This is a genomic window from Pseudoduganella sp. R-34, assembly GCF_049904655.1.
In the GTDB taxonomy this organism is placed as follows: domain Bacteria; phylum Pseudomonadota; class Gammaproteobacteria; order Burkholderiales; family Burkholderiaceae_D; genus Rugamonas.
In genome coordinates, this window is the sequence record NZ_CP184572.1 from 2,329,432 (window position 1) to 2,341,451 (window position 12,020).

Here is a 12,020-nt window from a genome sequence, read left to right on the forward strand (position 1 = left end):
GATTATGCAGTTCGACGTTCGCACCCTGTCGCCGGACATGGCTATCGGCCAGATGGTGGTCGACGGCCGCGACGAGGCCGATGCCCGCCGCCAGGTGGAAGCGCGCGGCCTGTTTGTCAGCGCCATCACGCCGCGCAGCGCCGGCCTGCGCGCAGGCAAAGCCAAGGCGCTCTCGCTGGTGCTGTTCAGCCAGGAGCTGCTGGCGCTGCTGAACGCCGGCCTGGGCGTGGTGGAGGCGCTGGAAGCGTTGCTGGAAAAGGAATCGGCGCCGGCCACGCGCGGCGTGCTGGAACGCCTGCTGGCCGGGCTGCGCGAGGGCCAGCGTTTTTCCACGGTGCTGGCGGACCAGCCGCAATTGTTCCCGCCGCTGTATGTGGGCATTGTCAAGGCGGCCGAAGGCACCAGCGACCTGCCGCGCTCGCTCGAACGTTTTATCGATTACCAGCAGCGGGTGGACCTGGTGCGCGCCAAGCTGGTGAGCGCGGCCATTTATCCGTGCATCCTGCTGCTGGTGGGCGGCGGCGTGTCGCTGTTCCTGATTGCCTATGTGGTGCCGCGCTTTGCCGAGGTCTACCAGGGCGCGGGGCGCAACCTGCCGTGGATGTCGCAAGTGATGCTGAGCTGGGGCCAGTTTGCGGCCGCGCATACGCTGCCGCTGCTGGCCGGCATTGCCGCGGCGATCGGCAGCGCGGTATTTGGCGTGCGCCAGCTGGTGCGCAGCGGCGGCATGGCGCGCCTGCTGGCCCGCCTGCCGGGCGTGGGCGAACGCGTGAAGATTTACGAGTTGTCGCGCCTGTACCTGACGCTGGGCATGCTGAGCGAAGGCGGCATCACCATCCTGAATGCGGTGGACACGGTGCAGGCCATGGTGTCGGCCAATGTGAAAGAGGGCCTGCAGGGCGCACGCGCCATGATCGAGGCGGGCTTGCCGCTGTCGTCGGCCTTCGAAGCCAACGGACTGACCACGCCGATTTCGCTGCGCATGCTGCGCGTGGGCGAGCGCACCGGTGAGATGGGGGCGATGCTGACGCAGTCGGCGGCCTTCTACGACGGCGAGATCGGGCGCTGGATCGACCGCTTCACCCGTACTTTTGAACCGCTGCTGATGGCCGGCATCGGCCTGGTGGTGGGGGCTATCGTGGTACTGCTGTATATGCCGATTTTTGACCTGGCCGGAGAAATGGCATGACCTTGCCGGTGCTTGACGCAACCCTGCTGTCGAAGGCGCGCGCGCAAAGCGCGTTGTCGAAACGCAGCCTGGTGGAGGAGCTGGAAGAATTGTCCGGCATTGAACCGCGCATGGCGGTGCGGGCGCTGGCCCAGCCTTTCGGCCTGGCCGTGCTGGAAACGGCGGACATGCTGGCTTTCGCGCCGGCCTTCGACCTGCTGCCGCTGTCGCAAGCGATGGCGCGCCACTGCGTGCTGCTGCGTTCACACGAGGGGGCGGCGGTGGGCGTGATTGCCGATCCTTTCGACCTCGATTTGCAGACCTGGCTGGCGACGCAGGCGCGCTGCTCGGCGGCGGCGCCGCTGCAATTGCGGCTGGCGCTGCAGGCCGATATCCAGGCCTACCTGTCCAAGCAGGAAGAGTCGGCGCGCGCCGTCGACACCCTGGTGCCGGGCGCGGAGGGCACGCGGCGCGACGGCAAGACGGCTGCGGTGCTGTCCTTTGCCTCGGTGTCGGAGGGCGCCAGCCCGGCCGTGAGGCTGGTGAATTCAACCCTGTACGACGCGCTGAAGGCGGGCGCTTCCGACATCCACCTGGAGTCGACCGCCGGCGGCCTGGCGGTCAAATACCGCGTGGACGGGGTGCTGGACCATGCCACGGCCGTCAACGGCATCGACGTGGCGGAGCAGATCATTTCGCGCCTGAAGGTGCTGGCCGAACTGGACATCGCGGAGCGGCGCGTGCCGCAGGACGGCAGCTTCCGCGTCGAATCGATGGGACGCGAGATCGACTTGCGGGTATCGATCATGCCTTCCATCCATGGCGAAGACGCAGTGATCCGTATCCTGGACAAGCGCGCCATGATCGAATCCTATGGCTCGCTGACGCTGGAAGCGCTGGGCTTCGACGAGTCCTCCCTGTCGACCTTGCGTGCGCTGGCGCAGGAGGCATACGGCATGCTGCTGGTGACCGGGCCGACCGGTTCCGGCAAGACCACCACGCTGTATGCGGCGCTGACCGAGATCCACAATGGCCGCGAAAAGATCATCACCATCGAAGACCCGGTGGAATACCAGCTGCCGGGCATCCTGCAGATCCCGGTCAACGAAAAGAAGGGCCTGACCTTTGCCAAGGGCCTGCGCTCGATCCTCCGCCACGATCCGGACAAGATCATGGTGGGCGAGATCCGCGACCGCGAAACCGCGGAAATCGCCGTGCAATCGGCGCTGACCGGCCACCTGGTGCTGACCACCGTCCACGCCAACAACGTATTCGACGTGTTCGGACGCTTTACCCACATGGGCATCGATCCCTACGCATTCGTGTCGGCGCTGAACGGCATCTGGGCGCAGCGCCTGGTGCGCATCAACTGCCCGCATTGCGCGGTCGAAGTGACGCCGTCCGACGAGGAACTGGCCAGCGTGGGACTGTCGCGCGCCGACGTCTACGAATACAACTTCAAGGAAGGCAAGGGCTGCGGCGATTGCCGCGGCACCGGCTACAAGGGGCGCCGTTCGATCGCCGAGATCCTGACCCTGAACGATGAAATCCGCGAACTGATCGTGGAAAAACGGCCGATCCGCCAGATCAAGGCGGCCGCCTATGCCAACGGCACGCGCAGCCTGCGCCACGCGGCGCTGGAAGTAGTGCGGCGCGGCGATACGACCCTGGCAGAAATCAAGCGGGTGACCTTGCATGCTTAAGAATTTCACGCAATCGCTGCGCATCGACGTCACGCCGCAAGCCCTGCGCCTGCTGCGCGTGCGTCGCTGGAGCCCGGCCGCGCCGGAACTGCTGGCCGGGCAAGGCCTGGCCGCCGGAACCGCAGGGCCGGCCGGCGTGGCGGAAGCCTTGCCTGGCGCGCTGGCCGCGCTGCTGGCGGGGCAGGACGCTGCCGGCATGTGCGCCAGCTTTGTCCTGTCCGATGAACTGGTGCGGCTGTGGCAGGTAACCCCGCCGGTGCAGGCCGCCCGCCTGGCCGACCTGGAGGGCGCCGCCGCGCTGCGGTTTTACACGCTGTACGGTGAAACCCCGGCTGCCTGGCACGTCAGCGCGGACTGGAACCCTGCCGCCCCCTTCATGGCCGCTGCGGTTCCGCGCTTGCTGAAGGCTGCCATTGAAAACGCCGCTGCGCAGCATGGCCTGGCCGTCATTGCCATCGTTCCGCATTTCGTGGCGGCCTGGAACCGCCATGCCGGCGCCTTGAAGAACGACGCCTGGTTCGGCGTGGCACAAGACAATGTGCTGGCCTTGGCGGCCTGCGAAGACGGCAAGTTGCGCGCCGTGCGCCACGTCGCGATTCCGCATGGCGCCGATCATTACTGGCTGACGCAAGCGGCGCAGCGCGAGGCGCTGCTGCTTGGCCTTCAGCCGCCGGCGCTGATCCAGTTGAGCGGCGACATCCCGCCGGCGCTGGCAAAGCCGGCCGGCAGCGACAAGCATATCGCCACCGCCGCGCTGGGAGTGGCAGCATGAGGCCGATGCAGATCGATTTCGCCGCTGCGAGCTGGCGCGGCACGCTGTATCGCGTGCATCCGGCCTTCCTGGCTGCCGGCGCGCTGGGCGCCGCATTGCTTCTGGCCGGCGCCGCCTTCGGAATGCAGGCCGCAAAACAGCAAGCGCTGCGCGAAGAAAGCCTGCACGCCCAGCAGCGCAAGCAAGCCGCCGCCGTGCGTGCGCCGGAGCGCAAGCCGGAAACCGTGATTCCGGAAGCGCAGGCCGTGGCCGTCAACGCCGCCATCCTGCAATTGAACCTGCCATGGCGCGACCTGCAGGACGCCGTTGCAGCCGCCAATACGCCGGCCGTGGCCTTGCTGGCGCTGGACCCCGACCCGCGCAAGCAAACGCTGAAAATCACGGCCGAGGCCAAGAACAGCGACGACATGGTTGGCTACATCGAACAATTGAAGCAGCAGGAATTCTTCGCCGGCGCGGCGCTCTTGCGCCATGAAATCAACGACCAGGACCCGAACCGCCCGCTGCGGTTCCAGGTGGAAGTGCAATGGAGGGCGCGATGAACCTTGCCGCCCTGTTGCTGCGCCTGCGCCTGGTGGCGATGCGCCTTGGCGTTGCCGGCTGCGTTGCGCTGGCGCTGCTGCTGGCGGGGGCTTGTGCGCTGGCATGGTCGCTCAAGGCGCGCCAGCAGGCAGCCGAGCCTTTGCCGCCGGCGCCGCCGGTGCTGGTGCAAGCGGCGCCGCCGCCAACTGCCAACGAGAACCTGGCCCATTTCTATGCCACGCTGGGCGAAAAGCGCCTGGCGGAGCAGCAGGTCAAGCAACTGTTCGACATCGCTGCCAAGACCGGGCTGGCGCTGGAGCAGGGCGATTACAAATTCAGCGTAGACAAGGCCAGTGGCGTGTCCGCCTACCAGGTGACGCTGCCGCTGAAAGGCGCCTACCAGAATATCTGGCAGTTCAGCATGCAGGCGCTGTCGGCGATCCCGTTCGCGGCGCTGGACGACATCGCCTTCCGCCGCGAAACCATCAGCGAACCGGTGGTCGAGGCGCGGATGCGCTTTACGCTGTACCTGAAGGAGAAACCATGAAGCCTCGCCACATGCTGATGGGCGTGGCGCTGGCGGGGGCTGCCGCGCTTGTGCTGTTCGGCGACAAGGCGCCCAGCGACACGGTGGCGGAAGCGGTCGAACGCAAGCCTGCGCGCGCCCCGGCAACCAGCGTGGCGCCCGCCACCAAGGCGGACAGTGCGGCCAAGGGGGCGCTGGGCGAAGCATCGATCCTGCGCCTGGTGCCGCGCGAAGAATTGATTGGCGAAGTTGGCGAAGGTTCCTTCAAGAGCAAGGACGGGGTGTTCGGCGGCCAGAACTGGAATCCGCCACCGCCGCCGCCAACGGCAGCGGAACTGAAGCCGCCGCCCCCGCCGCCGCCAACCGCGCCGCCGCTGCCGTTCCAGTTCCTGGGCAAGGCGGCCGCCGACGGCCAGTGGGAAGTCTACCTGGGCCGCGGCGAACAAACTTTTGTTGTGAAAAAAGGCATGCAGATTGACGGCACTTACCGCGTGGATGCCATTGCACCGCCAACCCTGACGATGACCTACCTGCCCATGAACCAGGTGCAGCAGTTAAATATTGGAGTGATTGAGTGAAGCCAAGTCTGAGAACGCTGTCGCTGTCCGTGCTGGTCCTGGCACTGTCCGGCTGCGCGGCCGAAATGGCCTACCGCGACGGCCGCAACCTGGTCGAAAAGGACCAGGTGGAAGCGGGGCTGCTGAAATACCAGGAAGCGATGCGGAGGGAACCGGACAACGCGATCTACCGCTCCGCCTACCTTGACACCCGCGACCGGGCCAGCGCGCGCCTGCTGGTGCAGGCAGACCAGTTCGTGAACGAGGGCAAATACGTCCCGGCTGCACAAAATTTCCAGCGCGTGCTGTCGATGGACCCGCAGAACGAGCGCGCGCGCGCCGGCTTGCGTTCGCTGGAAATGGCCGATCGCCATGATAAGCTGCTGGCGCAGGCCGGCGCGTCCCTCGAGCAGAAGGAATTCGAAGCGGCGAAGAACCGCATCGGCACCATCCTGGCCGAGAAGCCTGACCATGCGCGCGCCCGCGCCATGATGCGCGAGATCAATGAGCAGATGCCGCAGCCGCCGGCTGAAAGCGGCTTGTCCAAGGCCTACAAGACGCCGATCACGATCGAATTCCGCGAGGCGCCGCTGAAGCAGGTGTTCGACATCATTTCTCGCCGATCAGGACTGAACTTCATTTTCGACAAGGACGTCAAGAGCGACGCCCGCACTACCATCATGCTGAAGAACAGCACGGTGGAATCGGCGATCTACTTCCTGCTGATGACGAACCAGCTGGAACAGCAGGTGATGGATGCCAACACCATCCTGATCTACCCGAACACGGCGGCCAAGCTGAAGGAGTACCAGGAAACGGTGGTGCGTACCTTCTACCTGTCGAACGCGGAAGCCAAGACTGTCGCCAACACGCTGAAAACCATTCTCAAGTCGCGCGACGTGGTGGCCGACGAAAAGCTCAACCTGGTGATCCTGCGCGACAGCGCCGACGCGGTGAAGCTGGCCGAGAAAATCATCGCCACGCAAGACCAGGCCGAGCCCGAAGTGATGCTGGACGTGGAGATCCTGGAGGTCAAGCGCAGCCGCCTGCTGAAGCTGGGCGTGGATTGGCCGAACACGGTAGGGCTGTCGGTGCTGAACAGCGCTGGCGCCGGCGACAAGCTGAGGTTGCGCGACCTTGATTCCATCAACCGCGATACCATCGGCGTGTCCGCGCTCGGCACGACCGTCAATATCAAGAAGACCGACGGCGACACCAACCTGCTGGCCAGCCCGCGCATCCGCGTGCGCAACAAGGAAAAAGCCAAGGTCGTGATCGGCGAAAAGGTGCCGGTGATTACCACCACCATTTCGCCGGGCACGGGCGGCTTCGCCTCGGAGTCGGTGAGCTATGTCGACGTCGGGCTGACGCTCAATGCGGAGCCGATCATCTACCTGAACAACGAAGTGGGCATCCGCATTGCGCTGGAGGTGTCGAACCTGATCGACCGGGTGACCACCGCCACCGGCACCACCGCCTACCAGATCGGCACGCGCCAGGCCTCCACCTTCCTGCAACTGAAGGATGGCGAGAACCAGGTGCTGGCGGGCCTGATCAACAGCGAAGAGCGCAGCACGGGCAACCGCGTGCCGGGCCTGGGCGACCTGCCGATCCTGGGCCGCCTGTTCGGCACCCAGACCGACGACAACCAGAAAACCGAAATCGTGCTGTCGATTACGCCGCACCTGGTGCGCAACCTGCAGCGCCCGGAAATCTCGGCCGCGGAATTCTCGGCCGGCACCGAAGCGAACTTCCGCCGCAAGCCTGATGTCGCGCCGCGCCAGGCCGTGGTGTTGCCGGGTGCACGCCCGGCCGGAGCCGCTCCGGCACAGGAGGCGGCACCGGCAGCCGTGCCGACCGCCGTGCCGACCCCTGGCGCCGCGCCAGCAGCCCCGGCCGACCTGTCCGCGCCGCAGAAGCTGCCTTTGTCGAACACCCAGCCCGGCCCCGCGTCTAGCGTGACCAAGCCGCTGCCGCCGCCGGCGCCCGCGCCGGCCAACACCGTGCAGCCGCCTGCCAGCACGGAGCGTAAAGAGTAAGCATGCGCGCGCGCGGATTCACCCTGATCGAACTGCTGGTGACGCTGGCCATCCTTGGCCTGCTCGCCGCGCTGGCGATCCCGGTCGGCCAGACCGTGGTCCAGCGCCGCAACGAGCAGGAGCTGCGCAGCGCGCTGCATGTGATCCGCAAGGCGCTGGACGATTACAAGACCGCCTACGATGAAGGCCGCATTGCCAAGTCCATCACCGGCAACGGTTACCCGCGCACGCTGGAGGTGCTGGTGGAAGGCGTGGTCGACGTGCGCAGCCCGAAGCGCGCCAAGATCTTCTTTCTGCGGCGCATTCCGCGCGACCCTTTCAACGCGGACTCGAACGCCAGCAATGGGCAGAGCTGGGGCAAGCGCAGCTACGCCAGCGACGCCGACGATCCGCGCGAAGGCGAGGATGTTTTTGACGTGTATTCGACTTCGGAGCAGGTGGGCCTGAACGGCGTGCCTTACAAGAAATGGTGAACAAGAAGGGCTTCACGCTGATTGAACTGCTGGTGGTGCTGGGCATCATCGCCTTGCTGCTGACGCTCGCCGTGCCGCGCTACTTCCCGAGCGTGGACAAGACCAAGGAAACCATCCTGGCCGACAACTTGCGCAGCACGCGCGCCATCATCGACCAGTACTACGGCGATACCGGCCGCTTCCCGGACAGCCTGGAACAGCTGGTGGAAAAAAAATACCTGCGCGCGGTGCCGATCGACCCGATCACGGAGAAAAGCGACAGCTGGACCATCGTGCCTCCGGACGACGTCGGCAAAGGCGGCGTGGCAGACATCAAGAGCGGAGCGCCCGGCAATGACCGAAGCGGCAAGCCTTATTCGGAATGGTAGGCAGCGCGGGTTCACCTACGTCAGCGTAGTGATCCTGGTGGCGATAATCGGCCTGGTTGGCGCCATGTCGCTGCGGCTTGGCACGACCATGCAGCGGGCGGCGGCCGAGCAGGCCCTGCTCGATATCGGCATGGAGTACAGCAATGCGCTGGCCAGCTATGCCGCCGCCACGCCACAGGGGCAGCCCAACTATCCGAAGTCTTTTGCCGAACTCCTGAAAGATCCGCGCTTCCCGCAGTTGCGCCGCCATTTGCGCCGCGTGTATGTCGACCCGATGACAGGCAAGGCTGAATGGGGGCTGGTGAAGGCCACCGAAAACGGCGGCATCCTGGCCATCTACAGCCTGTCCAAGGCCACGCCGATCAAGATCGGCAATTTCCCGCCGCGCTTCGTCGCATTTGAAGGCAAGACCAGCCTGGCGGACTGGAAATTCAGCGGCGAAGGCGTGCAGGTCGCGGGAGCCAAGAGTGGGGACGGACAGCAGCCCGCCCAGCAGCCGGGCCAGCCGGCCAAGCCGGGATCGGGCATGCAGCCAGGCAGCCCGCTGACCGGCATGGACGGCACCCAGCCGGGTGGCTTGAATGGCACGCCGCCCGGCAGCAAGACCGGCACGCCGCAAGAGCCGCCAAGGCCGGCCGAGCCGCCAGAGCCGCCACAGGAGCCGCAGGAACCGCCCCAAGAACCGGCACAGGAACCGCAGGAACCGCCGCAAGAACCGCCGCCAGGACAGTCCGGCGAGCAGCCGCGCGAGGAGCCGCCAGCACCGCCGCCGCGGCGCTGAGGCTGCGCCGCCTTATTTGGCGCGGCGCTTGAAGTCGCGCAGGCGGAAACCGAGCGCGAACAAGGTGCCGAAGTACACCACCACGCAAGCGCCGATCACCAGGAACAGCGCACCTGCGCGCAGGAACGCATGGTGGCGCATGGCCAGCCAGTCAAACTGCTGCGCACCGAACCAGCCGGCAAGGCCCATCAGGACGACAGCCAGCAGCAGGCGGGCCAGGAACTTCGGCCAACCCGGTTGCGGCGCGTAGATGCCCTTTGCGCGCAGGCCGCGGTACAGCAGGGCAGCGTTCAGCAGTGCCGCCACGCTGATCGACAGCGCCAGGCCGGCCACCTTGAACTGCCAGACGAAAGCCAGGTTCATCACCTGTGTCGCGAGCAGGGTGATGATGCCGATGCGTACCGGCGTACGCACGTCCTGGCGCGCGTAGAAGGCCGGCGTCAGCGACTTGACCAGGATGATGCCGAGCAGGCCGACCGCATAGGCCAGCAAAGGCTGGGCCGACATCACGGCAGCGAAGTCGGTGAATTTGCCGTTGTGGAACAGGGTCGCCATCAGGGGCAGGGCCAGCACGGCGATGCCCACCGCCGCCGGCATGGCAAGCAGGAAGGTCAAGCGCAGGCCCCAGTCCAGCAGGGCCGAATATTCCGCGTGGTCCTGTTCCTGGCTGGCCTTGGACAAGCTTGGCAGCAGGATGGTGCCAAGCGCCACGCCGAGCAGGGCGTTGGGAAACTCCATCAGGCGGTCGGCGGCGGTCAGCCAGGAAACGCTGCCTTCCTGCATCCAGGACGCATAGGTGGTGTTGATCATCAGGCTGATTTGCGCCACCGAGACGGCAAACAGGGCTGGCACCATGTTCTTCAGCATGCGGCGCACGCCCGGATCGGCCAGGCCGGCGCGCGGATTCCACGACAGGCGTGGCAGCATGCCGATCTTCACCAGCGAAGGCACCTGGATCGCAACCTGCAGGATGCCGCCGACCATGACGGCAATCGCCATCGCGTAGACCGGCTGCTTCAGGTGCGGCGCCAGGAACAGCGCGGCGCTGATGAAGGAAATGTTCAGCAGCACCGGAGTGAAGGCCGGGATCTTGAACTGGCGCCAGGTATTCAGCACGCCGCTGGACAGCGCGACGAAGGACATGCAGGCGATATAAGGGAACATCAGGCGCGTCATCCAGACGGCGGCGTCGAACGATGCCGGATCCTTGCTCAGGCCGGAACCAATCAGGTAGATGAACAGCGGGGCGCCTATAATACCGACTGCGCTGGTGAGCAGCGTGGCCCAGACCAGCACGGTCGCCACATGGTCAACCAGGGAGCGGGTCGCTTCTTCGCCCTGTTTGTTTTTGTATTCTGCCAACATTGGCACAAATGCCTGCGAAAACGCGCCTTCGGCAAACAGGCGGCGCAGCAGGTTGGGAATGCGGAAGGCAATGTAGAAGGCGTCGGTCATGCCGCCCGCGCCGAAAGCGCGGAAGAACAGGACCTCACGAAGCAGTCCCGTAATGCGGGACAACATTGTCATGCTTGAAATAGCGGCGAGGGTCTTGAGCAAGTTCATGGGCGCTGATTATAGCGAAAGCGGCAACGCCCCGATATTTAGAATTGCCCTGGCAGCAAAACCCCGTTATAATTTAAGGCTGTACAGAATTCAGTAAGGCAGGCAGCGACGTTCAGCCGGCTCTGAAAACACCGCACCGGTTTGGCAAACGCTATTGTTTGCAAACGAACTTTGACAACGAATTAGGATTCTCAAATGGCAAATACCGCACAAGCGCGCAAACGCGCTCGTCAAGCAGTCAAGCAAAACGCTCACAACTCCGCTCAGCGTTCGACCCTGCGTACCGCTATCAAGGCTGTTCGCAAGGCAATCCAGGCTGGCGACAAAGCTGCTGCTACCACCATCTTCCAGGCTTCCGTGTCGACCATCGACTCGATCGCTGACAAGAAAATCATCCACAAGAACAAGGCCGCTCGTCACAAGAGCCGCCTGGCAGCTGCCCTGAAGGCACTGTCCGCCTAAGTTCGTGTGCTGGCGGCACTAGCCGCCAAACAGGTGTACCGGAATAACCCGCATGGCATTGCGCCATGGCGGGTTTTTCGCTTTGTGCTTACTTCATCGAAGCAGCCATGGAAGCGGCGGAGGCTGCCGATGCGGCAGCGGAAGCTGCAGCAGAGGCGGCTTTCTTGGCTTTCTTGGCCGATTTCTTGGCGGAGGCCGCGTCCGAAGCGGCAGCCGAGGCGGCCATGGAAGCGGAAGCCATCGGCGCGGCCGACGCCATCGAGGCGGCGGATGCCGCAGCGGAAGCCGACGCGGAAGCTTTCATATGGTGGTCGGCAGCGAAGGCGGAACAGGACAGCAGGGAGGCAAGCAGCACGACAGTAGTCTTAGACATGACGAACTCCTTTTATAGTGGATGCAGGTTCAGGTGAACCTGATTCATCAACGCTGTCGCAACTTGCCTGGTTGACTTATTTCTCCGGGCGCAAATTGTCCGGGGATACTTCCATCCATTCTCCCGGCATCAGCGGGTGGCTGGCCAGCGAAACGCCGCCGATGGCCGAGCGTACCAGGCGCAGCGTGGGGTGGCCGATGGCCGCTGTCATGCGCCGCACCTGGCGGTTCTTGCCTTCCTGCAGGGTGATGGCCAGCCAGGAAGTCGGCTGGTCGGCGCGCTGGCGGATCGGCGGATTGCGCGGCCACAGCCAGGCCGGTTCAGCGATACGTACCGCCTTGCAGGGCAGGGTAGTGAAGTCGCCCAGGTCCAGCGGCGCCTGCAGGCGCGCCATGGCGCCGGCATCCGGCACGCCCTCCACCTGCACCAGGTAGGTCTTGGCCTCCTTGCGGTCGGGGTGGGCGATCTTGTGCTGCAGCTTGCCGTCGTCGGTCATCAGCATCAGGCCTTCGCTGTCGTAGTCGAGGCGACCAGCGGGATAGACGTTCGGGATCTTGATGTAGTCGGCCAGCGTTTCCTTATCTCCGGAGGGGGAAAACTGGCACAATACCTGGAAAGGTTTATTAAAAAGTATCAGAGGCATAGATAGCTAGTATAGCGCCCAGTAAAATACTGGTGCATAATGTGGAATGCTAGTGTCTTATGTCTTATAG

The 12,020-nt window shown here is 64.9% G+C and carries 14 protein-coding genes; 11 read left to right on the forward strand and 3 right to left on the reverse strand.

The features are described from left to right. Positions 1-4 precede the first annotated feature (4 nt). Genes ACN9MW_RS10670 through ACN9MW_RS10715 form a run of 10 tightly spaced genes read left to right on the forward strand, consistent with a single transcriptional unit; the run spans position 5 to position 8,909 of the window. Positions 5-1,189 (forward strand): type II secretion system F family protein, encoded by a 1,185-nt coding sequence (locus tag ACN9MW_RS10670; protein WP_426170585.1) that lies wholly within the window; start codon positions 5-7, stop codon positions 1,187-1,189. Further along, positions 1,186-2,871 (forward strand): GspE/PulE family protein, encoded by a 1,686-nt coding sequence (locus ACN9MW_RS10675; protein ID WP_426170586.1) that lies wholly within the window; start codon positions 1,186-1,188, stop codon positions 2,869-2,871. Before ACN9MW_RS10670 ends, ACN9MW_RS10675 begins: the two co-directional genes overlap by 4 nt. Beyond that, positions 2,864-3,643: a hypothetical protein gene (locus tag ACN9MW_RS10680; protein WP_426170587.1), complete on the forward strand. Its 780-nt coding sequence runs from the start codon at positions 2,864-2,866 to the stop codon at positions 3,641-3,643. The genes ACN9MW_RS10675 and ACN9MW_RS10680 overlap by 8 nt, the downstream gene beginning before the upstream one ends. Beyond that, entirely contained in the window at positions 3,640-4,185 is a 546-nt protein-coding gene (locus ACN9MW_RS10685; protein ID WP_426170588.1) for a hypothetical protein, read from the forward strand. Before ACN9MW_RS10680 ends, ACN9MW_RS10685 begins: the two co-directional genes overlap by 4 nt. Next, on the forward strand, positions 4,182-4,712 hold the full coding sequence (locus ACN9MW_RS10690; protein ID WP_426170589.1) for a hypothetical protein: 531 nt from the start codon (positions 4,182-4,184) through the stop codon (positions 4,710-4,712). The genes ACN9MW_RS10685 and ACN9MW_RS10690 overlap by 4 nt, the downstream gene beginning before the upstream one ends. Further along, complete coding sequence (locus tag ACN9MW_RS10695) at positions 4,709-5,269, forward strand: hypothetical protein (RefSeq protein ID WP_426170591.1); 561 nt, start codon at positions 4,709-4,711, stop codon at positions 5,267-5,269. The genes ACN9MW_RS10690 and ACN9MW_RS10695 overlap by 4 nt, the downstream gene beginning before the upstream one ends. Then, positions 5,266-7,287, forward strand: a complete 2,022-nt coding sequence (locus tag ACN9MW_RS10700; protein ID WP_426170593.1) for a secretin N-terminal domain-containing protein — start codon at positions 5,266-5,268, stop codon at positions 7,285-7,287. Before ACN9MW_RS10695 ends, ACN9MW_RS10700 begins: the two co-directional genes overlap by 4 nt. Positions 7,288-7,289: 2 nt before the next feature. Continuing rightward, positions 7,290-7,760 carry a prepilin-type N-terminal cleavage/methylation domain-containing protein gene (locus ACN9MW_RS10705; protein ID WP_426170594.1) on the forward strand — a complete coding sequence of 157 codons (471 nt, stop codon included), beginning with the start codon at positions 7,290-7,292 and terminating at the stop codon, positions 7,758-7,760. Further along, positions 7,754-8,128 (forward strand): type II secretion system protein, encoded by a 375-nt coding sequence (locus ACN9MW_RS10710; protein ID WP_130314880.1) that lies wholly within the window; start codon positions 7,754-7,756, stop codon positions 8,126-8,128. Before ACN9MW_RS10705 ends, ACN9MW_RS10710 begins: the two co-directional genes overlap by 7 nt. Continuing rightward, positions 8,094-8,909, forward strand: a complete 816-nt coding sequence (locus tag ACN9MW_RS10715) for a type II secretion system protein (RefSeq protein ID WP_426170596.1) — start codon at positions 8,094-8,096, stop codon at positions 8,907-8,909. The genes ACN9MW_RS10710 and ACN9MW_RS10715 overlap by 35 nt, the downstream gene beginning before the upstream one ends. A gap of 12 nt (positions 8,910-8,921) precedes the next feature. On the opposite strand, the gene murJ is transcribed toward ACN9MW_RS10715, so the two are convergent. Then, a complete protein-coding gene (murJ, locus tag ACN9MW_RS10720) occupies positions 8,922-10,472 on the reverse strand; it encodes a murein biosynthesis integral membrane protein MurJ (RefSeq protein ID WP_426170598.1) in 1,551 nt (516 codons plus the stop codon). 195 nt (positions 10,473-10,667) lie between these two features. On the opposite strand from murJ, the gene rpsT reads away from it, so the two are divergent. Further along, complete coding sequence (gene rpsT / locus ACN9MW_RS10725) at positions 10,668-10,934, forward strand: 30S ribosomal protein S20 (protein ID WP_055937377.1); 267 nt, start codon at positions 10,668-10,670, stop codon at positions 10,932-10,934. A gap of 88 nt (positions 10,935-11,022) precedes the next feature. Here rpsT and ACN9MW_RS10730 read toward each other — a convergent pair whose 3' ends face one another. Next, the gene (locus tag ACN9MW_RS10730) at positions 11,023-11,307 is read right to left on the reverse strand and encodes a hypothetical protein (protein ID WP_426170600.1); all 285 of its coding nucleotides are present in this window, start codon (positions 11,305-11,307) and stop codon (positions 11,023-11,025) included. Positions 11,308-11,383: 76 nt separating this feature from the next. Next, positions 11,384-11,950: a pseudouridine synthase gene (locus tag ACN9MW_RS10735; protein WP_426170601.1), complete on the reverse strand. Its 567-nt coding sequence runs from the start codon at positions 11,948-11,950 to the stop codon at positions 11,384-11,386. Positions 11,951-12,020 lie beyond the last annotated feature (70 nt).

What these genes read in the sequence shown, in the direction of transcription:
- ACN9MW_RS10670 (WP_426170585.1), top strand. Translation starts at nt 5, where the DNA reads ATGCAGTTCGACGTTCGCACCCTGTCGCCGGACATGGCTATCGGCCAG.
- ACN9MW_RS10675 (WP_426170586.1), top strand. Translation starts at nt 1,186, where the DNA reads ATGACCTTGCCGGTGCTTGACGCAACCCTGCTGTCGAAGGCGCGCGCG.
- ACN9MW_RS10680 (WP_426170587.1), top strand. Translation starts at nt 2,864, where the DNA reads ATGCTTAAGAATTTCACGCAATCGCTGCGCATCGACGTCACGCCGCAA.
- ACN9MW_RS10685 (WP_426170588.1), top strand. Translation starts at nt 3,640, where the DNA reads ATGAGGCCGATGCAGATCGATTTCGCCGCTGCGAGCTGGCGCGGCACG.
- ACN9MW_RS10690 (WP_426170589.1), top strand. Translation starts at nt 4,182, where the DNA reads ATGAACCTTGCCGCCCTGTTGCTGCGCCTGCGCCTGGTGGCGATGCGC.
- ACN9MW_RS10695 (WP_426170591.1), top strand. Translation starts at nt 4,709, where the DNA reads ATGAAGCCTCGCCACATGCTGATGGGCGTGGCGCTGGCGGGGGCTGCC.
- ACN9MW_RS10705 (WP_426170594.1), top strand. Translation starts at nt 7,290, where the DNA reads ATGCGCGCGCGCGGATTCACCCTGATCGAACTGCTGGTGACGCTGGCC.
- ACN9MW_RS10710 (WP_130314880.1), top strand. Translation starts at nt 7,754, where the DNA reads ATGGTGAACAAGAAGGGCTTCACGCTGATTGAACTGCTGGTGGTGCTG.
- ACN9MW_RS10715 (WP_426170596.1), top strand. Translation starts at nt 8,094, where the DNA reads ATGACCGAAGCGGCAAGCCTTATTCGGAATGGTAGGCAGCGCGGGTTC.
- murJ (WP_426170598.1), bottom strand. Translation starts at nt 10,472, where the DNA reads ATGAACTTGCTCAAGACCCTCGCCGCTATTTCAAGCATGACAATGTTG.
- rpsT (WP_055937377.1), top strand. Translation starts at nt 10,668, where the DNA reads ATGGCAAATACCGCACAAGCGCGCAAACGCGCTCGTCAAGCAGTCAAG.
- ACN9MW_RS10730 (WP_426170600.1), bottom strand. Translation starts at nt 11,307, where the DNA reads ATGTCTAAGACTACTGTCGTGCTGCTTGCCTCCCTGCTGTCCTGTTCC.
- ACN9MW_RS10735 (WP_426170601.1), bottom strand. Translation starts at nt 11,950, where the DNA reads ATGCCTCTGATACTTTTTAATAAACCTTTCCAGGTATTGTGCCAGTTT.